At 59.7% G+C, this 25,731-nt stretch carries 17 protein-coding genes; 7 read left to right on the top strand and 10 right to left on the bottom strand.

The window, feature by feature from the left end:
- Window positions 1-4 precede the first annotated feature (4 nt).
- The gene (locus E5K02_RS12615; protein WP_135395138.1) at window positions 5-2,266 is read right to left on the bottom strand and encodes a TonB-dependent receptor; all 2,262 of its coding nucleotides are present in this window, start codon (window positions 2,264-2,266) and stop codon (window positions 5-7) included.
- A 102-nt stretch (window positions 2,267-2,368) separates the two neighbouring features.
- Complete coding sequence (locus tag E5K02_RS12610; RefSeq protein ID WP_135395137.1) at window positions 2,369-3,736, bottom strand: Nramp family divalent metal transporter; 1,368 nt, start codon at window positions 3,734-3,736, stop codon at window positions 2,369-2,371.
- 170 nt (window positions 3,737-3,906) lie between these two features.
- Between E5K02_RS12610 and E5K02_RS12605 the strand changes: the two genes are divergently transcribed.
- Window positions 3,907-4,896: a cation diffusion facilitator family transporter gene (locus tag E5K02_RS12605; protein ID WP_135395136.1), complete on the top strand. Its 990-nt coding sequence runs from the start codon at window positions 3,907-3,909 to the stop codon at window positions 4,894-4,896.
- Between the two features lie 77 nt (window positions 4,897-4,973).
- On the opposite strand, the gene E5K02_RS12600 is transcribed toward E5K02_RS12605, so the two are convergent.
- The gene (locus E5K02_RS12600; RefSeq protein WP_135395135.1) at window positions 4,974-8,087 is read right to left on the bottom strand and encodes a gliding motility-associated C-terminal domain-containing protein; all 3,114 of its coding nucleotides are present in this window, start codon (window positions 8,085-8,087) and stop codon (window positions 4,974-4,976) included.
- 501 nt (window positions 8,088-8,588) lie between these two features.
- On the opposite strand from E5K02_RS12600, the gene E5K02_RS12595 reads away from it, so the two are divergent.
- Window positions 8,589-13,598, top strand: coding sequence for a fibronectin type III domain-containing protein (locus E5K02_RS12595; RefSeq protein WP_167856384.1), 5,010 nt, complete (start codon window positions 8,589-8,591; stop codon window positions 13,596-13,598).
- Window positions 13,599-13,673: 75 nt separating this feature from the next.
- Here the strand turns inward: E5K02_RS12595 and E5K02_RS12590 are convergent, their stop codons facing one another.
- A complete protein-coding gene (locus tag E5K02_RS12590) occupies window positions 13,674-15,083 on the bottom strand; it encodes a PQQ-dependent sugar dehydrogenase (protein WP_135395133.1) in 1,410 nt (469 codons plus the stop codon).
- A 165-nt stretch (window positions 15,084-15,248) separates the two neighbouring features.
- Here E5K02_RS12590 and E5K02_RS12585 point away from each other — a divergent pair, with 165 nt between their 5' ends.
- The 4 genes from E5K02_RS12585 to E5K02_RS12570 all read left to right on the top strand — a co-directional run bounded on the left by E5K02_RS12585 (window position 15,249) and on the right by E5K02_RS12570 (window position 20,057).
- Window positions 15,249-15,713 carry a GNAT family N-acetyltransferase gene (locus E5K02_RS12585; RefSeq protein ID WP_135395132.1) on the top strand — a complete coding sequence of 155 codons (465 nt, stop codon included), beginning with the start codon at window positions 15,249-15,251 and terminating at the stop codon, window positions 15,711-15,713.
- 47 nt (window positions 15,714-15,760) lie between these two features.
- Window positions 15,761-16,411 (top strand): HD domain-containing protein, encoded by a 651-nt coding sequence (locus tag E5K02_RS12580; RefSeq protein ID WP_135395131.1) that lies wholly within the window; start codon window positions 15,761-15,763, stop codon window positions 16,409-16,411.
- Window positions 16,412-16,517: 106 nt separating this feature from the next.
- The gene (locus E5K02_RS12575) at window positions 16,518-18,974 is read left to right on the top strand and encodes a prolyl oligopeptidase family serine peptidase (RefSeq protein WP_135395130.1); all 2,457 of its coding nucleotides are present in this window, start codon (window positions 16,518-16,520) and stop codon (window positions 18,972-18,974) included.
- 177 nt (window positions 18,975-19,151) lie between these two features.
- Window positions 19,152-20,057 carry a hypothetical protein gene (locus tag E5K02_RS12570; protein WP_135395129.1) on the top strand — a complete coding sequence of 302 codons (906 nt, stop codon included), beginning with the start codon at window positions 19,152-19,154 and terminating at the stop codon, window positions 20,055-20,057.
- A gap of 66 nt (window positions 20,058-20,123) precedes the next feature.
- Here E5K02_RS12570 and E5K02_RS12565 read toward each other — a convergent pair whose 3' ends face one another.
- Together E5K02_RS12565 and E5K02_RS12560 are read right to left on the bottom strand one after the other, a co-directional pair.
- Entirely contained in the window at window positions 20,124-20,363 is a 240-nt protein-coding gene (locus E5K02_RS12565; protein ID WP_135395128.1) for a helix-turn-helix domain-containing protein, read from the bottom strand.
- A gap of 1 nt (window position 20,364) precedes the next feature.
- Entirely contained in the window at window positions 20,365-21,069 is a 705-nt protein-coding gene (locus E5K02_RS12560; RefSeq protein ID WP_135395127.1) for a DUF2975 domain-containing protein, read from the bottom strand.
- A 324-nt stretch (window positions 21,070-21,393) separates the two neighbouring features.
- Between E5K02_RS12560 and metK the strand changes: the two genes are divergently transcribed.
- Window positions 21,394-22,656 (top strand): methionine adenosyltransferase, encoded by a 1,263-nt coding sequence (metK, locus tag E5K02_RS12555; RefSeq protein WP_135395126.1) that lies wholly within the window; start codon window positions 21,394-21,396, stop codon window positions 22,654-22,656.
- A gap of 90 nt (window positions 22,657-22,746) precedes the next feature.
- Here the strand turns inward: metK and hpf are convergent, their stop codons facing one another.
- The 4 genes from hpf to E5K02_RS12535 form a co-directional block, all read right to left on the bottom strand.
- Window positions 22,747-23,046, bottom strand: a complete 300-nt coding sequence (hpf, locus tag E5K02_RS12550; protein ID WP_135395125.1) for a ribosome hibernation-promoting factor, HPF/YfiA family — start codon at window positions 23,044-23,046, stop codon at window positions 22,747-22,749.
- Window positions 23,047-23,079: 33 nt separating this feature from the next.
- Window positions 23,080-23,967, bottom strand: coding sequence for a tyrosine-type recombinase/integrase (locus E5K02_RS12545; protein ID WP_135395124.1), 888 nt, complete (start codon window positions 23,965-23,967; stop codon window positions 23,080-23,082).
- Window positions 23,968-24,104: 137 nt separating this feature from the next.
- Window positions 24,105-24,299 carry a 30S ribosomal protein S21 gene (rpsU, locus tag E5K02_RS12540; RefSeq protein ID WP_100337199.1) on the bottom strand — a complete coding sequence of 65 codons (195 nt, stop codon included), beginning with the start codon at window positions 24,297-24,299 and terminating at the stop codon, window positions 24,105-24,107.
- 93 nt (window positions 24,300-24,392) lie between these two features.
- Window positions 24,393-25,532 carry an acyl-CoA dehydrogenase family protein gene (locus tag E5K02_RS12535; RefSeq protein WP_135395123.1) on the bottom strand — a complete coding sequence of 380 codons (1,140 nt, stop codon included), beginning with the start codon at window positions 25,530-25,532 and terminating at the stop codon, window positions 24,393-24,395.
- Window positions 25,533-25,731 lie beyond the last annotated feature (199 nt).

Here is a 25,731-nt window from a genome sequence, read left to right as displayed (position 1 = left end):
CCTACTACAGCGTGTAGCGCAGCCCCAGGAAGGTGCGGCGGCCCTGCACCGGGGCGTAGTTGTACTCAGTGTCAAAGGAATAACCGTTCGGGTTGTCCTGATCTACATACTTATCAAAGGGGTCGAAGGCGCGGATCAGCACGTGGCGGGGCAGAAAGTTGAGCAGGTTTTTCACGCCCCCGTAGAGTTCCAGGTGTTCCCCCAGTCGTTTGGTCAGCTGCACATTCTGCAACGAATACCACGGCGAGCGGGCCGGGCGGTAGTCGTTGGGCTGCACGGGTAGCTGCATCGGCCCGTTCACCTGCCCGGTATAGTCGACCACCACGCCCAGGCGGGCCAGGGTGTAGCTTACCGCGTACGTCCCCGAAAACCGGGGGGCGTGCAGCTGGGCCACGCGTTGCCGCGGCCCGCCGCCCTCGGGCCGCTCCTGCCGAAACACGTCCATCAACGTCACGCCGGCAATGATTTTCAGCGGCCGGGAGAAGGTGAAATCCGTGTTTAGCGTCAGCCCCCGCGACACGGCGTAGCCGTCCAGGTTGCGGTACACTATCTGGTTGACGTTGGTGGTGTAGTCGGGACTGATTTTGTTGGTGAAGTAGGTGTAAAAGGCGCTGGCGTCGACGGTGAGCATGCCGGCCCCAGTGGTAAAGAAGCGTTGGTAATTCACATTGGCATTCCAGCTTCGCTCAGGCTTCAGCGCTTCGGGCACCACTACCTGCCGGGCCCCAGTCAGGGCGGCGTGGTCTTCCGTGAACAGGTTCACGACCCGGTAGCCGTTGCCCACGCCCACGCGCACCACCTGGCTGTTGTCGGGCTTGCTCCATTTGTAGTTGAGCCGCGGGGAGAGGATACTGCCGTGCACCGAGTTATAATCGTAGCGCAGGCCGGCCAGCAGGGTGGCATTTTCGGTTACTTTCCACTCGTCCTGGGCAAAGATGCCCGGTAGGCTGGTGATGTCGGGCTGCGTAGTGGTTTGTTCGCCGGTGGTAGTAGCTGTGGCGGGCGTGTTGTCGTCGTACCAGGTGTAGCGGTAAGTAGCGCCCAGCAGCAGACTATGCCGAATGTTCAGGTCGCGGGCCCAGGTAAGCTGCCCGAAGCCCACGCGCTGGGTGGCCCGGTACAGCGTGGTGCCGTAGGCCGAGTTCTGCCGGTGCTGGTTAAACGAGCCGCTGAGCATCATCTTCTGCCCCGCCACCGGCAGTTGGTATTGCCCCAGCAGCTCGTAGCGGCTCGTATACACGCTTTCCCCGTAAATACTGTCGCCGCCCCGAAATGCAGGAGTCCAGCCCAGCTGCCCGCCAAACCGGTCCTCGTAGTAGTAGCGGCCGGCCAGGTTGGCAATGCGCTCCTGGGGCCGCTGAAACGACCATTTATTGAACACCGAGGCCCGGTGCTGGGTGGGCAGATCCGTGAAGCCGTCCTCGTTCACGTCGCGCCGCTGGTTGTAGCCAAACAGGTTGGTGCTGAGCAGGGTAGTGGCCCGGCCTACGGTGGCGGCCGTGCCCAGGTCCACGTTCAGCTCCCCGTGGGAAGTGCCGAAGGCGTCGGCTGAAAAGCGCGGGGCTTTTGCCGGGTTCTTGGTAATGACGTTGATAAGGCCACCCACCGCCTCCGAGCCGTAAAGCGTCGAGGCCGGGCCTTTGACCACCTCAATCCGGTCGACCATGCTGTTGGGAATGCCGCTCAGGCCATACACCGTGGAGAGGGAGCTAACGATGGGCATCCCGTCGATGAGCACCATGGTGTAGGGTCCTTCCAGCCCATTGATGTGGATGTCGCCGGTGTTGCAGATGTTGCAGTTGAGCTGAGGCCGTACCCCGTTCACCATCGTCAGGTTCTCAAACAGGCAGGCGCTGGGATTTTTCTGGAAGTAGCGCGGCGTATAAATCTCCACGGCCACCGGCGACTGACTTTTCACCACTTCGCTCAGCGTGCCGCTCACCACCACGCTGCCCAGCTCGTTGCTGGCGCTGTTCAGCGAGAAATTGACAGTGGCTGTCTGCCCACTGCTTACCGTTACGGCTCGTTCGGTAGGTAGGAAGCCCACGGCACTAACTACTACCCGCTGCGGCCCGGCGGCCACTTTGGTTACAGTAAAGCTGCCGGCCTCGTCGGCTGTGGTGCCCTGGGTGGTGCCTTTCAGGCCGATGCTGGCAAAGGGCACTACTTTTCCCTCGGCCCGCACGGTTCCTCTGATTGTGCCAGTCTGGGCCCAGCCTGGAATGGTAGTGAGCAGATAGAAAGTGAAGTAGAAGAATGTTTTCATAGTGGGATAGGAGATTTAGCAGCGTCTTTGACTTTTATTTAGACGAGTCTAAAAGTTGGGAGAGTAAAAAGCGCAAGACTGCACCAGCCTTGCGCTTTCGGGCTACTTGAAAAAGGTGTTGAAAAGCAGGTAAAGGTTCAGCACAATGATGACCCCGGACACTGCCCAGGCAATCAGCTGCAGCAATGGGCGGTTGACGAAAACCCCCATTTTGGCTTTACTACCCGTGAAGAGCACCAGCGGCACTACCGCAAAGCTGAGCTGCAGCGACAAAATCACCTGGCTGAGTACCAGCAAGTCGGCCGTGCCTTTTTCCCCGTACAGGATGGTGACGATAAGCGCGGGCACCACGGCAATGCCGCGGGTAATCAGGCGGCGCACCCAAGGCTTGAGCTTGAGGTCCAGAAACCCCTCCATCACAATCTGCCCGGCCAGGGTGCCGGTTAGCGTCGAGTTTTGGCCCGAGGCCAGCAGGGCAATGGCAAACACGGCGCTGGCCGCCCCGGCCCCGAGCACCGGAGCCAGCAGCTCGTGCGCATCGGTAATGTCGGCTACGTGAAACAGGCCATTGGTATGGAAAGCCGCCGCCGCCGTAACCAAAATGGCCGCATTGACAAAGAAAGCCAGAAACAGCGCCACCGTCGAGTCGATGGTAGCAAACTTGATGGCCATGCGCTTGCCGGGTTCGGTTTGCTCAATGGCCCGGGTTTGCACGATGCTGGAGTGCAGATACAGGTTGTGGGGCATCACTGTGGCACCCAGTATGCCGATGGCAATGTAGAGCATGCCGGGGTTGGTTATCACTTCCTTCTGGGGTACCAGGCCTTTGGCAATGCCCAAATAGTCGGGGTGCGATACCAGGATTTCGTAGACAAAGCAGCCAAAGATGACCACAATCAGGCCCGCTACGATGCTCTCAATAATCCGGAATCCTTTGTTCTGGAAGAATAATACCACCAGCACATCCAGAATAGTGAGCACCACGCCCCAGGGCAGCGGCAGGCCAAAGAGCAGATTCAGGGCAATGGCCGAGCCGATAACTTCGGCGAGGTCGCAGGCGGCAATGGCCACCTCGCAGAACACCCAGAGCACCATGGCCACGGGCTTGGAATAATGGTCGCGGCAGGCTTGGGCCAGGTCGCGCCCCGTGACGATGCCCAGCTTGGCCGCCAGGTGCTGGAGCAGCATGGCGAACAAGTTGGAAATCAGAATCACGGAGAGCAGCGTATACCCATAGCGCGAGCCGCCGGCAATGTCGGTGGCCCAGTTGCCGGGGTCCATGTAGCCCACGGCTACCATCAGGCCCGGCCCCCAAAACGCCAGCAGCTTGCGCCAGAAGGAGGCATTGGCCGCCGGCACCCGGATGCTGGCGTATACTTCGCTCAGGGAGTTATGCTTGCGCTCCTGGCGCCAGCCGGAGTTATTTTCAGTGAGGGGAGGAGTAGGAGAGGCCTGTACGAGTGGGGGCATAACGGATAGAAAGTCAGGTAACTCTACAAAGAAACAAATTTTTAGGGTAGCCTAAACTATTTTTTAAGCCAATTGAAATACTCGTTTAGCCGAAAAAGGTTGCAAACCGTAAGGAAGTGGGTTTTTTCCCGGACTTTTGCGGGCCCTATTTTGCCCACTCCACCCTCGTCATGACTTTTACCCAATCCAAGAACCGTCTTGGCTTATTGTCGCTGGTCGTCAGCGTTGGGCTGGTAGCCATCAAGTTCTACGCCTACTTTCTCACCGCCTCGCAGGCCGTGCTGACCGATGCGCTGGAGTCGATTATCAACGTTTTTACCAGCGGCTTCGCCCTATACAGCCTGTATCTGTCGGACCAGCCCAAGGATGAAAACCACCCCTACGGGCACGGCAAAGTCGAGTACCTGTCGGTGGGCTTCGAAGGCGCCCTGATCCTGATTGCGGGCGTGTATATTTTCTACAGTGCCGTAATGGCCATGCTGCACCCCCACACGGTGGCCCGGCCCGACGCGGGCATGCTGCTGCTGGCCATTACGGCCCTGGTAAATCTGGGAGTGGGCTTTCTGCTGGTCAGCTCGGGCAAAAAGATGAACTCGGCGGCCCTGGTCGGCGACGGGCAGCACCTGTACATCGACGCCCTGAGCACCCTGGTATCGTGCGTGGCCCTGGTACTGGTTGTGGTTACGGGCAACGTACTCTTCGACGCCGGAGCGGCCCTGCTGCTGGGCGTGTTCATTGTAGTAAATGGCTACCGCATGGTGCGCCGCTCGGTATCGGCTTTGATGGATGAGTCGGATGTGGCTACCGTGGAGCAGGTTATTGCCGAGCTGCAGCAGCACCGCCTGCCCCCGTGGATAGACGTGCACAACCTGCGGGTGCTGCGCTACGGGGCCAATCTGCACATCGACTGCCACATGCAGATGCCGTATTACTTTAGCCTGGAGGAAACCCACAACGAGCTGAACCGCATCGAAGGTCTGATCAAGCAGCGCTTTGACGTGGAGGTGGAAATGTTTGTGCACGCCGACCCCTGCACGTTTGCCGCCTGCTCGCTGTGCCACATGCCCGAGTGTCCGGTTCGTCAGCATCCCTTTGCCCACGAGGTACCCTGGACGCTGGCCAACGCCGTGAAAAATGAGCGCCACAGTCTGGAGAAGTAGCCTAATAAACACCACAAAAAAGGCGCTGTACTGGGTACAGCGCCTTTTTTGTGGCATTTGGGCACGGACGGTTTTCGCTAGCGTACCAGCTCTACCCAGCCCTTGCGCGTGGAGCCGTTCACGTCCGTCAGCACGTAGTAATACACGCCCGCGGGCTGCGCATCCCCACTCCAGTCGTTGCGGTAGCTGGTGGCGCTGAAGACCTGTCGGCCCCAGCGGTTGAAGATCTGGATGTTGCTGTTCAGGGCCTCCGTCGACAGCACGAAGGCGTCGTTGATTCCGTCCCCGTTCGGGGTAAAGACGTTGGGCATCTCCGAGTCCGGCACCCGTACATTCAGCTCGGCTACGGCTTCCTCACAGGGCGTACCAGTGCCGATAGAAACGCCGGCCCGCAGCCGAATGCGGTACACCCCGGCCACGTCGAGCTTTTGGGTAGCGGTGGTGGGGCTGGTCGAGAAGAAGTTTTCGGCCTCCGTTACGGGCTGGCCCTTACTGTTGAGCAGGCGTTGAAACGACCACCGGTAGCGGGTAGAAGTACTGGCTTGCCGGTCATTTTCCTTCGACAGGTTGGTGAAAGTAAACGTGAGGGGCGGCTGGGTGATGCTGCGCCCGGCCGCCGCCACTGAGTCGGCTTTGAAGGCGGGCGTAACCGGTACCGTTACCCGCACCAGCACCGAGGTGGTATCGGTGCCGCAAGCCGTGGCCTGGCTGCCCGTAACGGTAAGCTTAAAACGGGTCGTAACTCTGGGTCGGACGGTAATAGTGGGTTTGGTCAGGTCGGCGCTGCTGAGGCCCTCGGCGGCGGCCCACTGGTAGCTCAACGTTTCCTGGGGGCTGCCGCCCGGCCGGGTGGCCGTGGCCGTAAGGGTAGCCGTGCTACCCGAGCAAACGAAGGGCTGCGAGGCTTTCACTGCTGCCTGAATGGGCTGCTGCACCCGGATCAGCACCGAGGTGGTATCGGGCGTGCAGGCCGTGGCCAGGCTCCCGGTAACGGTGAGCTTGTAGCGCGTTGTTACGGTTGGCCGGACGGTGAGCGTCGCCTTGGTCATATCTCCACTGCTAAGTCCCCCGGCGGCGGCCCACTGGTAGCTAAACGTTTCTTGGGCACTGCCTTCGGGCCGAACTGCGCTGGCTGAAATAGTGGTCGTATTGCCGGCGCAAAGCTCATTGTGGTCAACACTAAGCTTGGGCTGAATCCGCTGCTGCACCCGCACCAGCACCGAGGTGGTATCGAGGCGGCAGGCCGTGGCTTGGCTCCCGGTGATGGTGAGCTTGTAGCGCGTCGTGGTGGTGGGCTTGACGGTAATGGTGGGCTTGGTCAGGTCGGCGCTGCTGAGTCCGTTGGCAGGGGCCCACTGGTAGCTGAACGTTTCCTGGGCGCTACCACCGGGCCGGGTGGAGTTGGCCGTGATGGTCGCCGTAGTACCGGCGCAGATGAGAGGGGAAGTGGTGGCCGCCGTCGTTCGGATGGCCTGCTGCACGCGCACGAGTACCGAAGCCGTGTCGGAGCAGGTCCCGGCCCGGAAGTCCAGGCCCAGGATGCGCACCTTATACCGCGTCGTTACCAGTGGGGTCACGGTCACGTCCTGGCTTTCGAGCTGGCTGGTCGGCAGGCCTGGGGCGGCTTCCCACCGGTAGCCATACCGGGCGGGCACGCCACTGGTTGAGTCGGGGCGGAAAGGAGCCGCCGACAGCTTCAGCGAGGTGCCGGCGCAGATTTCCGGGTTGGCCGTCGAGGTTACCACCCGGGCGAAGTTGCCTTTCTCAATTTTCAGCACGATGGTCCGGTACTGGATGCCCTTGTTAGGACAGGCATTATCCTCAATCTTGATGGGAATCCGGTAGGTTTTACCCAGGAAGGCAATATCGGGCTGGATGCGCAGAATACCGGCTGGGGCCCGGGTGCCATTGCCCAGTAGCTCGAACGTGGCTACGTCGGCCGGCAGATACGTGGGCTTCTGCAGGGTCGGGATGGAAGGGTCCAGCTCCGGGTGCGTTACCGTCAGAATATCGTTGGGGTTCGGGTCGCTGAAGCGGAAACGGACTTCGGTGTAGTTGCAGGTATAGGCCGTCACGAAGGTAGAATCCCGCGAATTGACGATTTGTACCCCCGACTTCACAAAACCGCTGCCGATGGGCGGCCCGGGCTGGCTGTTGGTGTTGCAGTCGATAACCACCAGCAGCATGTCGCGCCGTACCTGTCCTACTTTGTAGTACTGCTTTTGCTTGGTAATCGGGTTCACCAGGCGGCGATACTCCGTTACCTGACCTACTACGATGTACTTGTTTTCCGGTGAGTTAACAGTCGTATTGTAGCTGGCCGGTGTAAAGGTGAAGGTACCCAGCGAGGCATTGAAGTTGAAGGCCTTAACTGCGGTTTTCAGCGGGCAAGTGCCCGAAATATTATACGAGGAAATGGGGTAGGTAGGGCTGTACGTACCCTGGTTGTCTTGAATATACGCCAGGCAAGGCGCCCCGCCGGGCGGAGTCAGGTCGATGGCCGGAACCCCGTTGCTCGAATAGGATTTGTAGGTCGCCGGGTCGTTGCAGCCAACCAGGGGAGCAGCCAGGCTGTACACCAGTGAATCTCCATCGGGCTCGGTGGCCGAAAACGTGACGGTGCGCTCCTGCTTGTAGCACACGAAGGGAATCGGAATATCGAGGACCTGGTACTGGGCCGACGTATTCTGAATGCTTTGGCCCTGGGGAAGCAGGTTATTAAGCCGGGCTTCGTAGTAGAGGTTGGGGCTCCCGACGATGTTGGCCGTGGCGGGGCGTACCACTCCGATGACACTCAGGGTCCATTCCGGGGCCGGGGGCAAGGTCACGGTTGCTTCGAATACGCCCCGCTCGTAGTTGGTCAGCAGGCCGCTGCCGCACTGGCTGGGGCCGCCGGGGGTGCTGGCGCAGTAGGGGCTGCCGGCCTCCGGCCGCCCGACCAGCGTCATCGGTGCATCCGCGCCCTCGGTGCAGCCGGTCGTGCGGTAGTTCAGAACGGGGTTGATAGTGCTGAAGGCCTGGCCGCCACAGTCGCGAAATACGGTGAGGGAAACCTTGTAGCGGTTGTTTCCCAGCGCTTCATACGTTAGTTGTCCTCCCTGAAAGTGGGAAGCCCGTGCGTTCGATATTCCGGCAAGCGATGCACACCATGTAACTACCAGCAGGAAAGTGGCTTGTAAAAGTTTCTGCATACAAGAAAGGAAAGGTTTAAAGGATAGTAACCAGAAGCATAGGTGTGCAGAACATTGCCGTAATATAGAAGTAAATTGTTTTTGTAGTATTAAAATAGGTTGTTACGTTTAAGCAAGACTAGGAATTGTATAAAACGCAGGATATAAGAAAGCTGATTTTATAGTGAAATTTCACTATATAAAAACTCTATAGTAGATTTAGCACACTCGCTCCATCGGTGAATCAGTCCGTATTCGCCCCGCCCTGCACTACCTGCAACCCCCTCTTACTTACTGTCCTTTCCTTTTCACTGCATCTATCCGTTGATGATGGAAAAATCTCTACGCCATTTGATTGGTCCTGTAACGCCTTGCCTTTTAGAGAGGAATAGGAGGTGGCCGGCAGCTCTGCTTTTTCTACTCAGCTTATGGCTGGGAGCAACGGGCTTCGCCCAGGGCCAGGTCAACACGTACACGCTGGCTGCCTCGCAAGGTACTTTTACGCCCGTAAGCGGGGGAACCGTGGTAACCGGCCTGACGGCCGACACCTACTTGTCCGGCGTTATTCCACTAGGATTTAGCTTTGTTTTTGACGGCGCCGCCTACACGCAGGTGAAAGCTTCGTCCAATGGCTGGCTGACCTTCAACACGACGGGCACCAGCAATCATTCGGGCACGTTGGCGGCTGCCCCGGCCGCTACCCGGCCGCTGGTGGCTCCCTTGCTCGACGACCTGGATGGTAACCCGACCGGAGCCACCGCTTCGGGCAGCTACACTACCACGGGCACCGCTCCAAACCGGGTATTCACCTTTGAGTGGCTTAACTGGGAATGGCGGTATGCGGCCAATGCCCCGGTGCTTTCCTTTCAGGTAAAGCTCTACGAAGGCTCAAACCGGGTTGAGTTTATATATCGTCAAGAATCCGGGGCCACTACGGCTACTACTGCGCTAGGAGCTTCTATTGGGCTGGCCGGCCTCGGAACCGGCAGCGGCTCCTATCTGGCCCTGAGTGATGCCTCGGCCGCACCGACGGCCAGCTCCACCGCTGAAAACACCAATATCAATACCAAGCCGGCTACCGGCCAGGTATACGCCTTTGTACCAGCGGCCCTGCCAGCCTGCCCCCAGCCGCGCAACCTGAGCGTAACCGCACTGACCAACACAACGGCGAGTCTGGCCTGGGCATCGGCCGGCAGTGGCACGTATAGCATTCAGTACGGTCCTACGGGCTTCACGCCGGGTTCGGCCCAGGCCCTTACGGTGACATCGGCTAGTACTGCCGTGACGCTTACCGGGCTGGCTCCCAGCACGGGCTACGACTTCTACGTAACCCAGCTGTGCGGCGCCAACGGCACTAGTGCTATCAGCAGCGTTGGCTCGTTTATCACGCGGGCCGTAGCTCCTCCGAGCAATGATGCCTGTACCGATGCCGTAACTCTGACCCCGGCGGCGGGCAACACGGCCTGTTCGGCCGCTACCAATGGTACGGTGGAAGGTGCCTCGCCTACGGCGGGCTTACTCACCCCGGTCGGCACGGCTGATGATGACGTGTGGTACAAGTTCACGGCTACTTCCGCGGTGCACACCGTCACGCTTACCGGCTCGGGCGACTATGTGCAGGAGCTGCTCTCGGGTGGATGCGGCACGCTTACCTCGGTGGCTTACTCCGACCCCAACGTCAGAACCTACACCGGCCTGACGGCTGGCGCTACCTACTACGTGCGCGTATACTCCTACAGTGCGGCGTTGCCCTCGGCCACGGCGGCAGCCTTCACGATTTGCGTAACGACAACGGTTGCGCCTCCCAACGATGCCTGTGCCAATGCCGTGACCCTGACGCCTGCGGCTGCTAACACAGCCTGTGTGGCTGCTGCCAACGGCACGGTGGAAGGTGCTACGGCTACGGCCGGGCTGGCTACGCCGGTCGGCACGGCTGATGATGACGTGTGGTACAAGTTCACGGCTACTTCCGCGGTGCACACCGTCACGCTTACCGGCTCGGGCGACTATGTGCAGGAGCTGCTCTCGGGTGGCTGCGGCACGCTCACCTCGGTGGCCTACTCTGATCCTAGTGTTAAAACGTACACCGGTCTGAGTGCCGGCGCTACTTACTACGTGCGCGTGTATTCTTATGGAGCCACAGCACCCACGCCGGCAGCGGCAGCCTTTACGATTTGCGTTACCAGCTCGGTAGCTCCTGCCAACGATGCCTGTGCCAACGCTGTAACTCTGACGCCCGCCGCCCTCAATGCGGCCTGCGCCTCGGCCACCTCGGGTACGCTGGAAGGTGCTACGGCCACCACGGGCCTGGCTACTCCTTTCGGCACGGCCGACGATGATGTCTGGTACAAGTTTGTGGCCATCGGCGCCAGCCACACCATCACCCTGACTGGCACCGGCAACTATGTGCAGGAGGTTTTGGCGGGCACCTGTGGCAGCCTTACCTCCGAGGGATTCTCGGACCCGAATGAGCGCACGTACAACGGGCTGACGGCGGGCACCACATACTATGTGCGTGTGTACTCCTCCGGCTCGACGCCCCTTGTGGCTCCGGCGGCCGAATTCACGATCTGCATTACAACCCCCACTGTAGTACTGCCCCCGGCAAATGACGAGTGTGCCAATGCCGTTACGCTGACTCCGACTCCCAGTGCGACCTGCACTACCGCTACCAGTGGTACGCTGGAGAATGCCGGCTCAACAGCTGGTTTGGCTACGCCGGTCGGCACGGCCGACGACGACGTGTGGTACAAGTTCACGGCTACTTCCACGGTGCACACGGTCACGCTCACCGGCTCGGGCGACTATGTGCAGCAGCTCTTGTCGGGTACGTGTGCTACCTTAACCTCAGTCGGTTTTTCGGATCCGAACGTGAAAATCTACACCGGGCTGACGGTGGGCACCACGTATTACGTGCGCGTGTACTCCTACAGTGCTACCGTGCCCTCAGTCACGGCGGCTGCTTTCACGATTTGTGTTACTACGCCCCAGCTCCCGGCAAACGACGAGTGTGCCAATGCCGTTACGCTGACTCCGACTCCCAGTGCGACCTGCACTACCGCTACCAGCGGCACGCTGGAGGCGGCTGGCCCTACCGCGGGGCTGGCTGCGCCCGTGGGCACGGCCGATGATGACGTCTGGTACAAGTTTACCGCTACCAGTACCGCTCACATCATCACCCTGGATGGCACCGGCGACTATGTGCAACAGGTATTGTCCGGGAGCTGTGCTACGCTGACCTCGGTCGGCTTCTCGGATCCGGATGTAAAGGTATACACGGGCCTGACCATAGGGGCCACCTACTACGTGCGCGTGTTCTCCTACGGTTCCAGCACGCCCTCGGCAGCAGCGGCGGCTTTTACTATCTGCATCACCACGCCCCCGCTGAACGACGAGCCCTGCGGAGCAATTGCCCTAACCGTAGCCGCGGGCTGCCCCTCCCCAACTCAGGGAAGCAATGAGGCCGCCACTACCACCGCGCCGGTGGGCTACACCAACCCGGGCTGTGGCATTGCCGCTTCCCCGCTCGACGTGTGGTTCAAGTTTACGACAGCCGCCGCCGGACCAGCCAGCCTGGGCGCTAGCGTCGTGGCCACTGGTACGCCCGCCGGTCAGGTGCGCGTGTTTTCGGCCAGCACCTGCGCCGGACCCTTCACGCAGATAGCCTGTAAGTTTGTTGCTGGCACGGGCGGGGTAGGGGCGCTCGACGTAACCGGCCTGACGCCCAATACCACGTACTACGTATCGGTAGCCGGGTATTCGTCTTCTAGCGTTGCGGGGGCTTTCAGCATCTGCGTCACGCCGCCGACTACGTGCGTTGCTCCCACGAACTTAGCCGTATCGGGCATTACCCAAACGGAGGCTACCCTGAGCTGGTCGGTTACGAGTGGCACCGGGCCGTTTACCGTGGAGTATGGCCCGACTGGGTTTACGCCCGGCTCGGCCCAGAGCACGACGGTGACCACGACCAACAACCTCATTCAGCTGACTACGCTGGCACCAGGGAGTACGTACCAGTTCTACGTGACCCAGAACTGCGGAGGGGCCAGCGGCAGTAGCCTGCGTTCCAGCCCAGCCGCCTTCACGACCCTGGCTAACCCGCCGGCTAACGACGAGTGCGCTACGGCTACCCCGGTACCTGTACAGTTTGGCAGTGCCTGCACTACGCGTATCGTGGGTACCAATGCCGGGGCTACGGGCTCTAGTGGCGTGCCGGCCCCGGGCTGCTCCACCTATTCGGGCGGCGACGTCTGGTTTCGGGTGGTGGTGCCGGCTACGGGAAGCCTGATTGCCTCTACCGACTCGGTTGCCGGTAGCCCCGTGCTCGACACGGGTATGGCCATTTACGCGGGTACCTGCGGCGCCCTGACGGTGGTAGGCTGCGACGATGATGGCGGCCGGAATAATTTTTCCATGGTCACGCTTACCAACCGGGCTCCCGGGGAAGTGCTCTACATTCGGGTGTTCGAAGATGGCAACAACGTCTTCGGGCGCTTCAAGCTGTGCGTACGCTCCGAGACGCGCTGCCCCGAGCCAATAGGGCTCAATGCCAGCAACCTGACGGCCACTAGTGCCCGCCTCAGCTGGGCCGTAACTGCTCCGGTGGCCGGCGCTACCTTCACGGTAGAGTACGGCCCGCAGGGTTTCACGCCGGGCTCGGCCCAGGGCACCCGCCTTACCGGCCTGACGGATACCTTCACGGACATTTCCGGGTTGTCGGCCAGTACGCCGTACTGTTTCTACGTGAGTCAGAACTGCGGCAACAGCGGCGTTACGGCGGGGGTGAGCATCGCCTCGGGGCCGATTTGCTTTACAACGCTGGCCCCCGTGCCGGCCAACAACGATGTCTGCGGGGCTATTACTCTGCCCATTACCAGCAATACGTGCACGCCGCTGACGGCCAGTAATTTTGGAGCTACCACCAGTGCCCCCAACGGGTACGTGAACCCGGGCTGCACCACCTCGAATGCGCCCAAGGATGTATGGTTTGAAATGACCACCGGTCCTTCCACGGCGGGTATTCAGATGACTACCACGGGCGGGCCAGCGGGGCAGGTGCGGATTTTCACGGCCGCGGCCTGCTCGACGGCCCTGACCCAGGTCGACTGCCGGGCCAGCGCGGGCAACAACCAGACCGTCGGGACTTTCGACGTGAACGTAGCCCCCAATACCAAGTATTATGTGCTGGTGGCCGGCTACGGCTCCAGCGACGCGACGGGCACCTTTACTATCTGCGCCCGGCAGACCATCCTGAGTACTGCCCAGGATCTGCCCGGGGGGGAGGTCAGTGTGTATCCGAACCCCAGCTCGACGGGCTCGGTTACGCTGCGCATCCGCGGGGCTGCGCAAGCCAAGGCCGTGCAGGCCACGCTACTCAATGCTCTGGGCCAGCAGGTGCTGACGCAGGCGCTGGCCGTGCAGGCCGGGGCGGTAGAAGCTCCTATTTCGGTGAAAGGACTGGCTACCGGCATCTATACGCTGCGGGTGAAAGTCGGCGACTATACCATCACCCGCAAAGTAGTGCTGGAGTAAAGCCTTCTGGCAGTAATGCATACAAAAAAGGCGCTGCGGAATCCGCAGCGCCTTTTTTATGGTTCTTGAGTTTGCTTATCGAACGACCAGTTGCTGGGTGTAGTAGGCCGCGCCCGTCTGGGCACGCACGGCGTAAATACCCGGGGTCAGGCCCTGCAGGTTGAGCGACAGGTCCGTTTGGCCGGCCGCAAAGCGCGTCGTGTAGGCTACCCGGCCCAGCGCATCAACAATCGAGGCCTGAACGGGGGCCGTGGCAGCTACCGGCAGGCGCATCAGCGCCGTGCCCTGCGCCGGGTTGGGCCACACGCTGAGCTTCTGGGCCCGGGCCGCCGATTGGGTGGGCGTAGATACATACGCCCGGTTTTCCAGGACGAAGACCCGGTCATCGTTGGTGGCGCCACCGCCGCGGCCGTCCCGGTTGCTCGTCGATAGGTACACTTTTCCCTGGGGCGAGACGCAGATAGCGCGCAGGCGGCCAAAGGTGGTGACGTAGCTGTTCTCGGTGCTGATGGCGTCTCCGGCGGCATTGAGGGGCAGGTGCAGCAGCTTAGAGGCTTTCAGGTTCACCATCAGCAGGCTGTTGCTCCATTCCGGAATGGCGGGGTGGTTATAATACGTTAGGCCCGCCGTGGCAATAGTTGGGGTCCAGACGCGCAGGGGCTCGCGCACGTTGTTGGCGGCGCAGAAAGCTTGCTCGGCTGCCAGGTTGCAGGGGCCTTCCACGTTGGGCCAGCCATAGTTGCGGCCCGGCTCTATCAGGTTAACCTCGTCGTCGTTGTTGGGCCCGTGCTCCGAACTGTAGATTTTGCCGCTTGGCACCCGCACCAGGCCCTGGGGGTTGCGGTGGCCCCGCGTATACACCAGGCTGCCGGGAGTGGGGTTGTCGGCCGGAATGGTACCGTCCAGGTTCAGGCGCAGGATTTTGCCGTTGAGCGAGTTGATGTTCTGGGCTTCGGGCTGCAACTGCGCATCGCCGGTGGTCATCAGCAAGGTGCGGTCGGGCAGGATAAGCAGGCGCGAGCCGCTATGCGTGGTTGTCGCCGTGATATTGCCCAGCAGCACGAGCGGCGCGCTCAGCGTGCCCGTTCCGGCCGTGTAGGTGTAGCGTACCAGCTTCTCCTTCAGAATGCTGCCCTCAGTGTAGTTGTACACGATGTACACATAAGGCGAGGTCGTAAAGTCGGGGTGGAGCACCATGCCCAGCAAGCCACTCTCGCCGGTTTGGGTTACGTCGGCCACCGTGAGCAGGGGCAATACTTGCCCGGTGTTGGGATTAAGCCGGCTGATGCGGCCCCCGCGCTCCGTCATCCAGATAAAGTTGTCGGGGCCCCACACCAGTTCCCACGGCACGGACAGATTATCGGCCAGTGGCGTCATCGAAACCGTCGTAGCGCCTACCTGAAAGGTCGTGGTTTGGGCCCGGGCCGCCGGCGCCCCGGCCAGCAGCGTGGCGGCCAATAGCGTAATCGAGGCAAAACGTTTCATAAGCAAGTAGTTGATGATGAAAGAATAAGCGTAGATCTGTACTAACGCAAGGTAGGGCCTTAAGGATTAGCTTGCTTGTGAAGCCGGGGCGGGTAGCTTTGTAGTAGGTCCGGCTTTACTGCCAATAACCGGTTTTTCCTAGCTTTTCAGCCGCTCTTCTCTGCCATGCCTATTGTCGAACACCTGCACCCGCAGCACTTCCGCATCAGTACCGACCCCACCCAGCTCGATATAGAGGCCATTCACCAGTACTTGTCCCAGGATTCATATTGGGCCCAGAATATTCCGCGGGAAACGGTGGAGCGGGCCCTTGCGCATTCCCTGAACTTTGGCCTGTATGCGCCCGACGGCCGCCTGGCCGGCTTTGCCCGCATCGTGACCGACTATGCCACCTTTGCCTGGCTCTGCGACGTGTTCGTGCTGCCCGAGTTTCGGGGGCAGGGCTTGTCGAAATGGCTGATGGCGTGCGTGTGGAGCCACCCCGGGCTGCAGAATCTGCGGCGTAAAATGCTGGCTACGCTCGACGCCCACGGCCTTTACACCCAGTTTGGCTTCGTGCCCCTGCCCAACCCCGAGCGTTTCTTAGAACTTCGTACCCCCAATCCTTATGGCGTGCCTACGGCCAACTAGCCCGGCGCGTGTTCCTATTCTTAGCCCTTAGCCGATTCTGTAGTCCCATGATTCCTACCACCCTGGAGGCGCGCTGGCGCCATCTTACCACCCAGTTGGGCGTGGCCGAGCCCCTGCGCGACGCCACGTTTCGGCAGCTGACGGCTGCTTACGAAGGCTCCGGCCGGCACTACCACAGCCTGACCCATATCCGCACGCTGCTCGAAACCCTGGAGCTGCACAAAACCCTGGTGCAGGATGCGGCGGTGGTGCAGCTGGCCGTGTGGTTTCACGATGCCGTGTACAACCCCATGCGCGACGACAACGAGGCGCGCAGCGCCGTGCTGGCCCAGGAGTTTCTGGCCAAAACCAGCCTGCCCGCCGAGCGGCGCCAGCGGGTGACCTTTCTTATTGAGCGCACCAAGGACCACACCCAGCCCCAGCCCGCTACCGATACCGACCTGCACCTCTTTCTCGACGCCGACCTGCAGATTCTGGGCGCCGCCGAGGCCGATTACTGGCAGTATGCCCGGCAAGTGCGGCAGGAGTACCGCCTGGTGCCCGATATTCTCTACCGGCGGGGCCGTAAGCAGGTGCTGGAAAAGCTGCTGGGTGCCTCGGTGCTCTACCAAACCCCGCTGTTTCGGCAGAAGCTGGATGCCGCCGCCCGCCGCAACCTGCAGGCTGAACTGCGCCAGTGGGAGAAGGGTGGCTTGTAACCCCCTGAGTGAGCGTATACAGCGGTTTTTGCAACGGGGCTGGTATCGGTAGTGTCCTTGCCGGAGGCTTGCGTATTTTGCGCTCCTCCACTCGTTTTCTGCTTTCATGCGCCCTACTTCTATCCTGCCGTTGCTGGCCGGCCTGCTACCCGTGGCGGCCGCGGCCCAAACACAGTCTGCCGCGGTCCTGACTACGCTTACCGTCGAAAAAATCATGCGCGACCCGGCCCAGTGGATGGGCTCGGCCCCGACCAATATTGGCTGGAGCGAGGACGGGAAGCGGATTTATTTCAACTGGAACCCCGAAAAAGCCCGCCGCGACTCGCTTTACTCAACGTCTGCCGGCGGTGGTGCTATTCGCAAAGTCGGCCTGGCCGAGCAGCGCACCTTGCCGACCACCAGCGGCGACTACGACCAGAAATATACCCGCAAGGTGTACGAGAAGGACGGCGACATCTTCCTGCTCGACCTCAAGGCGGGCAAAACGCGCCGGGTGACGCGCACGGCCGAACGGGAAACCGACCCCGCCTTTGCCTTACAGGGTAAACTCATTAGCTACACCCGCGCCAGCAACCTCTATACCTGGGACCCGGCTACCGGCGAGACGGTGCAGCGCACGGATTTCCGCCGTGGCAGCCGCCCCGGCAGCGGGCAGCCCACCGACAAGGCCGAGAAGTTTCTGCGGGCCCAGCAGCTGGCGCTGTTCGACGTTATCCGGCAGCGCGACCAGGACCAGAAGGCCCGGCAGCGCCTGCAGAAAGCCGTGGCCCGGCTCAACCCCAAGGCTATCTGGCTGGGCCAGCAAACCGTAGAAAACCTACAGCTCTCACCCGACGGCCGTTTTGTAACCTACCGCCTGGCCCAGGAGCCGGCCAGTGAGAAGGTAGCCATTGTGCCGAGCTTCGTCACGGCCTCGGGCTTCACCGAAGACCTCACAACCCGCACCAAGGTAGGGGCCCCGCAAACGGCCTACGAGCTGGGTATCTACGACATCGGGCGCGACACGACCTTTGTGCTGGGCTACAAGGAGCTTAAGGGGCTTGATGAGCAGCCGGCCTACCGCAAGGAATATGCCCTGCCGGCCAAGGCTCCGGTGGCCGCCGAAGCCGATAAGAATGGCACGAAGAAAGACAAGCCCGCCACCGAGCTGCGCCGCGTGGAACCCTACGGCCCCTACTGGTCCGACAATGGGCAGCACGCCTTTCTGGTGATTCGCTCCTTCGACAACAAGGACCGCTGGATTGTGCGCCTGGACCCCGCGACCCAGAAAATCAGCCTGCTCGACCGGCAGCGCGACGAGGCCTGGATCAACGGCCCCGGTATTGGCTACGGCCCCGGCAACGTAGGCTGGCTGCCCGACAACAAGCGGGTGTGGTTTCAGAGCGAGGAAAGCGGCTACTCCCACCTCTACACCGTGGACGTGACCACCGGGCAGAAGAAAGCCCTGACCAGTGGCAATTTTGAGGTGCAGAAAGCTCAGCTCAGCCGCGACAAAAAGCTGTGGTACCTGACGGCTAACAAGACCCACCCCGGCGAGCAGCACTTCTACCGCATGCCCGTGGACGGCGGCGCCCTGACCCAGATTACAACTATGCCCGGGGCCAGTGAGGTGACCATGTCGCCCGACGAGAAAACCCTGGCCGTGCGCTACAGCTACACCAACAAGCCCTGGGAGCTGTATGTAATGGACAACAAGCCCGGCGCCAAGGCCCGGCAGATTACCAGCTCCCTGACCGATGAGTTCAAGAGCTATGCCTGGCGGGACCCCGAAATCGTGACCATCAAGGCCCGGGACGGAGCCGACGTGTATGCTCGTCTCTACCGCCCAGCCAAGGCCGAAGCCCAGGGGCCGGCCGTTATTTTCGTGCACGGGGCCGGCTACTTGCAGAACGCCCATAAGTGGTGGAGCCAGTACTCGCGCGAGTACATGTTTCATAACCTGCTCGTCGATAAAGGCTACACCGTACTCGACATCGACTACCGCGGCTCGGCTGGCTACGGCCGCAACGTACGCACGGGCATCTACCGCTACATGGGCGACAAAGACCTGACCGACCAGGTCGACGGGGCCAAGCTGCTGACGGAGAAATACGGCGTGAGCCCCCAGCGTATCGGCATCTACGGCGGCTCCTACGGCGGTTTTATCACCCTGATGGCCATGTTTACCCAGCCCGAGGTGTTCAAGGCCGGAGCGGCCCTGCGCTCCGTCACCGACTGGGCCCATTACAACCACGGCTACACCGACAACATCCTCAATTCGCCCTACAACGACAGTATTGCCTACGCCCGCTCGTCGCCCATCTACTACGCCGAAGGCCTGAAGGGCGCGTTGCTCATGTGCCACGGCATGGTCGATACCAACGTGCATTTTCAGGACATCGTGCGCCTGAGCCAGCGCCTGATTGAGCTGCACAAGGAAAACTGGGAGCTGGCCGTCTACCCAGTCGAAGACCACGGCTTCGTGGAACCCGCCTCCTGGACCGACGAGTACAAGCGCATTCTGAAATTGTTTGAAGCCAACCTGCGGCCCGGTGCGGCGGCTACCTCCGCCGGCGGGCAGTAGCTAAGCGCTGTTTGATAGTAGTAGCAGCCACCCGGTAGCAATACGGGGTGGCTGCTTTTTTATGGCTTTAAACCGGTTTCGGGTCCACGATTATAGCAGTAGTGCTATATTGCCTATCCGTAGTGCTATGCGCTGCCTCTATCCGCATTCGTTTCATCCATCCTATCCCCCTTTCTTATGAGTCAGTATTACCAGCCTTCCAATCGGATAACGGTCGGCGGAGTTCTGGGCCTGGTGCTGTTGGGCGCCGCCGCCGCCGTGCCTTTGGCCTTTCTGTACGTGTATGCCGTCTGGTATATTCCCTTTATCTACATCAATGTGCTGCTCACGCTGGGCTTCGGGGCGGCCCTGGGCTTTGTATTCAAGAAGCTGACGAAAGCGGGCAAGCTGCGCAACCCCGCCCTGGTCGGCTGGCTGACGCTGGCCCTGGGCCTATGGGCCTGGTACGTGCAGTGGGTCGTCTACATTACCCTGCTCAGCGGTGCCGGCGAAACGGAGTCCTTGGGTAGCCGGGCTTCCTTCACGCATACCTCGTTCGATACCGACATTTTCCTGGGCGCGCTTACTTCGCCCTCGGCAGTGCTGAGCATGCTGCCGCGCCTGGCTGAAAGCGGAACCTGGAGCATTTTCTCGGTTACCATCAGCGGGTTTTTCCTCTATCTGGTCTGGTGTATCGAAGTGGGCATCATCGTCCTGTTCTCGTGGTTCCGCCCGCATGCGCAGGCCGCCGCGCCTTTCTCCGAGTTGGCCGGACAATGGGCCCAGAAGCTCACGTTTCCGCAGTCGGCCCTGGCTTTTGCCGATACCGAGGCTACCAAAAAAGCCCTCGAAGCTGCCGACTGGGACCATATGGAAGTATTGCCTTCCGATACGCCCACCGCGCATTTCGGCCGGGTTCACCTCTACCACGTCCCCGCTGACCCCGACTGCTGCTATCTGTCGCTGGAAAATGTGACCATTGAAACCGATAAGAATGGCAAGCCCAGCGAGAAAACGACCGACGTGCTGGAGTATCTGCGCGTACCCGAGCCGATTCGGCACCAGTTGTGTGCCCGCTTTGGGGCCCAGCTCACGCCCGCTTAAGCTCTGCCCGCCTCGGCGTTGAAACGCAAAAAGCCTGCTGTTGTCAGCAGGCTTTTTTTACGCGTGTTATTCTGCGTCTGTAGCCGGGCGCAAGTCGGCCGGGTCGGGGCGGTGCTCCAGGATGTCGGCGGGCTGGCAGTCCAGCGCCTGGCAAATGGCGGCCAGCGTACTGAATCGAACAGCTTTGGCCTTGCCACTTTTTAAAATAGACAGGTTGGCCAGTGTGATGTTGACGGTACCAGCCAAGGTGCTCAGCGACATTTTGCGCCGGGCCAGCATCACGTCCAGGTTTACGATTATCGGCATATTAAACGGTCAGTTCGGCTTCCCGCGCCATGATGACGCCCCGCTGGTACACGGCCGCAATGACCAGCAAAACTAAGCCGAATTTCCAGGCCCCGGTTTCTTCGGCCGGGTCCAGCGTCAGGTATTGCAAAACCGTGCCCCGCAAGCCGGGCGCCCGGAAATGCGGCACGATACTCAGCATGTAGCGGAATGCCACGTACTGGTACAGGTCGACGCCAATCATGAGCAAGCCTAGCCAGCGGATACGGCGGGCGTTTTTCTCCGTGAACGGCGACTCAATCTGCATCTCATTCAGAATGCGGTACAGCAGCATGCCCGTGAGCATAGAGTAAAGCGCAAAGGCGACAGAGCTACGCCCCCCGGCATGGTTGTTAACGCCCAGAAGCATCAGGCCCACCCGTTTGCCAAAACTCCGCTCAACATACACCAGCGCGAGCTTTTGACTTTTGGGCACCACACGGAACGTCCCGGGCATAGTCTTCAAAGAATCGAGGGCCGCACCGTGGACCTGCCCCTGCCGCGGATGCTGCACTTCCAGCGTCAGAGAAGGCAGCGTGAAGGAAGCCAGTTGGGAGCCTGCTCTCAGGTCGGATATACTTATCAACGCATAAAACAGCAGGCCAATGGCCGACAATACGTACTGAGCCGCGGCCAGCACGCGCACAAAGCGCAGGAAGGGGGGAAGAGAGGTATAGCTAGAAGGCATAGCAAAGAATATTAGGTTCGCTCAAAGGAAGAAAAGTATTTATTGATAAACAATAAATACTTAATGCTTATCAGATAGTAATAGCTGTAAAACAGTAAGTGCAGTTAGTGGTGGGCTCTGGCCGGAAGACGCAAAACGGACCAATTGGCAAGCTTGCTATGGTTGCCTTAAAATTGCCTTGGTGGTAGCTTATTTGCTTTCTGCCAATATCGGCTGGTATATTCACCGCACCTACCTGCGCCTTTTTAGTTAGCTTTGCGGCCCGCCGCCGGCTTATACGCCGCCGAGCCTTATTTCCCGACCCCGTCGCTAGATCGAACTCTGATGCCGTATCTATTCACCTCCGAATCCGTTTCGGAAGGCCACCCCGATAAAGTAGCCGACCAAATTTCTGACGCCATCCTGGACGAATATTTACGGCAGGACCCGGCTTCCAAAGTAGCCTGCGAAACTCTCGTTACTACCGATTTTGCCCTGGTAGCCGGTGAAATCAAGTCAACGGCCCACGTAGAGGCCGAACCCATTGTGCGGGGCGTTATTAGCCGCATTGGTTACAACAAGCCCGAGTACCTGTTCAACGCCGACACCTGCGAGGTGATGAACCGCCTGCACGAGCAGTCACCCGACATCAACCAGGGCGTAGAGCGCGCCAGTGACGAAGAGCAGGGTGCCGGCGACCAAGGCATGATGTTCGGCTACGCTACCCGCGAGACGGCCAACTACATGCCCCTGGCCCTCGACCTGTCGCACCGCCTGCTCGATGAGCTGGCCAAGATTCGCAAGATGGGCGAGGAAATGACCTACCTGCGCCCCGATGCCAAAAGCCAGGTAACCATTCGCTACGCCGACGACAATACGCCCGAGGCCATCGATACGATTGTAGTCAGCACCCAGCACGACGAGTTCGACGAGTCGGAGGAGAAGATGCTGGCTCAGATTTCCGATGATATTCGCCACATCCTGATTCCCCGCGTGAAAGCCGGGCTGGACGTCGAAACGCAAAAGCTCTTCACCGACCAGATTACCTACCACATCAACCCCACCGGCAAGTTCGTCATCGGTGGCCCCCACGGCGACTCTGGCCTTACCGGCCGCAAGATCATCGTGGATACCTACGGGGGCAAGGGTGCCCACGGCGGCGGGGCTTTCTCGGGTAAAGACTCGTCGAAAGTAGACCGCTCGGCGGCGTATGCCACCCGGCACATTGCCAAAAATCTGGTAGCAGCCGGCGTCGCCGACCAGGCCCTGGTGCAGGTAGCGTACGCCATCGGGGTTGCCAAGCCAGTAGGCCTCTACGTGACGACCTACGGCACAACCAAAGTGCAAGGCTCCAATGGTCAGCTGCTCACCGATGGCGAAATTGCCGAGAAGGTCAACAAGCTGTTCGACATGCGGCCTTACGCTATTGTGCAGCGCTTCGGCCTGCGCAATCCCATCTTCGCTGAGTCGGCTGCTTACGGCCACATGGGCCGCCCAGCCGGTACCAAGGAAGTGGTTATGCCCTCGGGTGAAACCAAAACGTTCGAAACCTTTACTTGGGAAAAGCTCGATTACGTCGACAAGATTAAGGCAGAGTTCGGCCTGTAGTTTCCAGAAATTTGGTTACTAAAAAAGCCCCGTCAGCTGGTCTGACGGGGCTTTTTCATGCAGCATATCCTCTATGCGGCCGAGGATAGCCTAGTGGCTGGTTATTTTCTCTTTATGCTTAGTAATCTGGCGGCGCAGGTTGTCGGCGGCGGCGTCGGCGGCGGCTTCGAAGGAGGGGGCGTCCTCCTGACTAAATAGCGTCGTGCCGGGTACAAACAGCTTAATTTCGACCGTCTTGTTGTCGATGCCGTCTTTGTTATTGAGTTTCAGAATCACCTCACCTTCCGTGACACGGTCATAAAAGGTTTCGAGCTTATCGAGGCGCTTCTGGATGAAATCGAGCAATTTTTGGTCGGCATCGAAGTGTACCGAATGCATCTGTACTTTCATCTTTTTTAGGGGTTTGGGTAAAAAAAGAAACAACTAGGCCTTGGGGTGGGCCTTTTCAAACACGGATTTGAGCTTGTCGATGGATAAGTGCGTGTATACCTGCGTGGCCGCTAAGTTGGCGTGCCCCAGCAGCTCCTTAATGGCGTTCAGGTCGGCTCCTTTGCTTAGCAGATGCGTCGCAAAGGAGTGGCGCAAAACGTGCGGGTGCTGTTGGGACGAGGCCGTCGTTATTTGACTTAAATAGTGCTTTACAGTACGATACACGAGCTTTTCGTAGAGAGGCTCTAGCTTCTCCGTAACGAGTAGGGGCCCACGGGCGTTGTCACTGGTCCCAAATTCAGCCTGCTTTTGCGCTATATAGCGCTCCAGCACTATTATCAGAGATGGGTTCAGCGGTACAATGCGCTGCTTGTTGCCTTTGCCCGTCACGCGCACGGTTTTACTGCTCAGACTCAGGTCTTCGTGCCGGATGCCGATGAGCTCGGAAAGACGAATACCCGTGCCGTAGAGTAACTCCAGTACGGCCTGGTCGCGCGAGCCAACAAAGGTGGGCGGAAACTCGAAGGAGTTGAGCAAGCCATTGAGCGAGTCTTCGGGTACGAAGTCGGGCAGCTTCTTGGCCACCTTCGGCGACTTGATGCGCAGCATCGGGTTTTTGCTCACTACCCCAGTGCGGAGCAGAAACTTGAAATAGGAGCGCAGGCAGGCAATCTTACGGTTTACGGTACGCGGATCCAGCTGCTGTTGCATGAGCGTCACCACCCAGGAGCGAATCAGGGTGTGGTCGGCCTGCTCGGGCTGTGCCATCTCATAGGTAGCTTTCAGATAGTCGCTGAACTGCCGCAGGTCGGTTTGGTACGAGAGCACCGTGTGCGGACTGTAGCGCCGCTCGAACCGCAGATAATCAAAAAATAATTCCATACGCTGAGTGCCGTGCCACCAGGGCCGGATACCCAATGTATGGAATTATCCTGGAAAGTACGAACGCGAAAAAACCGCCTGATTCGCTTAGGAAAGCAAATCAGGCGGTTAAATTCTAGCTGGCAGTGAACTGCTCCCTAGTAGTTGTCGGTAGCGTACATCGTCTGCTTGTACACGGCCTTCTCCTTCTGCTTACGCTTGGTAACCGAAGGCTTCTGGAAGAAGGTGCGACGACGCAGTTCCTTCAGAACGCCGGTGCGCTCAAACTTTTTCTTAAAACGCTTCAAGGCACGGTCAACAGACTCGTTATCCTTAATCTGGACGATGATCATATGCTCAGTTGGAATGAAAAACTTTCTTCTTTAGGGGTCGCAAAGATAACAGGCTCTTTCTTACCGTGCAAGCCCTAATCAAGTTGCGGGGTTTTACTTCAGCAAAGTACGGGCAATTACCAGCTTCTGAATCTCCGAGGTGCCTTCGCCAATGGTGCACAGCTTGGAGTCGCGGTAGTACTTCTCGGCGGGGTAGTCCTTGGTGTAGCCATATCCCCCAAAGATTTGTACGCCTTCATTGGCAGCTCGTACGCACACTTCTGAAGCGTAAAGCTTGGCCATGGCCGACTCCTGATTCACGTTCAGGCCGCGGTCCTTCATATCGGCAGCGCGGTAGGTGAGCAAGGAAGCCGCTTCAATTTCGGTGGCCATATCGGCCAGCTTAAAGGAAATGCCCTGGAAGTTGGAAATCGGCTGGTTGAACTGGTGGCGCTCCTGGGAGTAGCGCAGCGCGGCCTCGAAAGCCCCCTGAGCAATACCCAACGACAGCGCCGCAATGGAAATCCGGCCGCCGTCCAGCACCTTCATCGACTGAATGAAGCCCTCACCGACTTTGCCCAGGATGTTGGCCTTCGGGACGCGGCAGTCGGTGAAAATCAATTCAGTTGTTTCCGAGGCGCGCATGCCCAGCTTATCGGCTTTCAGGCCGTGGGTAAAGCCTTCAGTAGGCTTCTCGATTACGAAAGCCGTCATGCCGTGCGAGTCGCCGACTTCCCCGGTACGGGCAATAACAACGGCAATGTTGCTGCTCTTGCCGTGGGTAATAAAGTTTTTGGCACCGTTCAGCACGTAGTCGTCACCGTCTTCCACGGCCACGGTGCGCATGTTGCCAGCGTCCGAGCCGGTATTGGGCTCGGTCAGGCCCCAGGCGCCAATCCATTCGGCCGAAGCCAGCTTAGGCAACCATTTGTGCTTCTGCTCTTCTGAGCCGAACTGCAGAATGTGGCCCGTGCAAAGCGAGTTGTGCGCCGCCATGCTCAGCCCGATGCTAGGGTCAATCTTGGACAGCTCGGCAATAGCCGTGACGTACTCCACGTAGCCGAAGCCTGCTCCGCCGTACTCCTGGGGTACTAATACGCCCATTAGTCCTAACTCGCCCAGCTTTTTGAAAACCTCGACGGGAAACTCCTGGCTTTCGTCCCATTTCATCATATCAGGTTTGATGTGGGTCGCGCCAAAGTCGCGCACCATCTGGGCAATCATCGTTTGGTTTTCGGTGGCTACAAGTTCCATGAAAAAAGCAGTTGGGTGGGGAGGGTTAGAGCATAACCGGATTGGCCCGGTTTTGGGTTTGCGAAAGTACGATTTTAACCGCAGAGAAGCCAGTTCGGCCCGGCCCAACACCGACCCGATTTTGAAAGGGCGCGCCAATTCGGTTACTTTGAAGGTTTTTTAGGGAAAAATGCACCCACCTAACTGGGTCTTTCCCATA

It is taken from the genome of Hymenobacter metallicola (assembly GCF_004745645.1).
GTDB lineage: Bacteria > Bacteroidota > Bacteroidia > Cytophagales > Hymenobacteraceae > Hymenobacter > Hymenobacter metallicola.
Note: the sequence above shows the minus strand (reverse complement) of the source record. Positions and strands in the feature narration are given on the sequence as shown.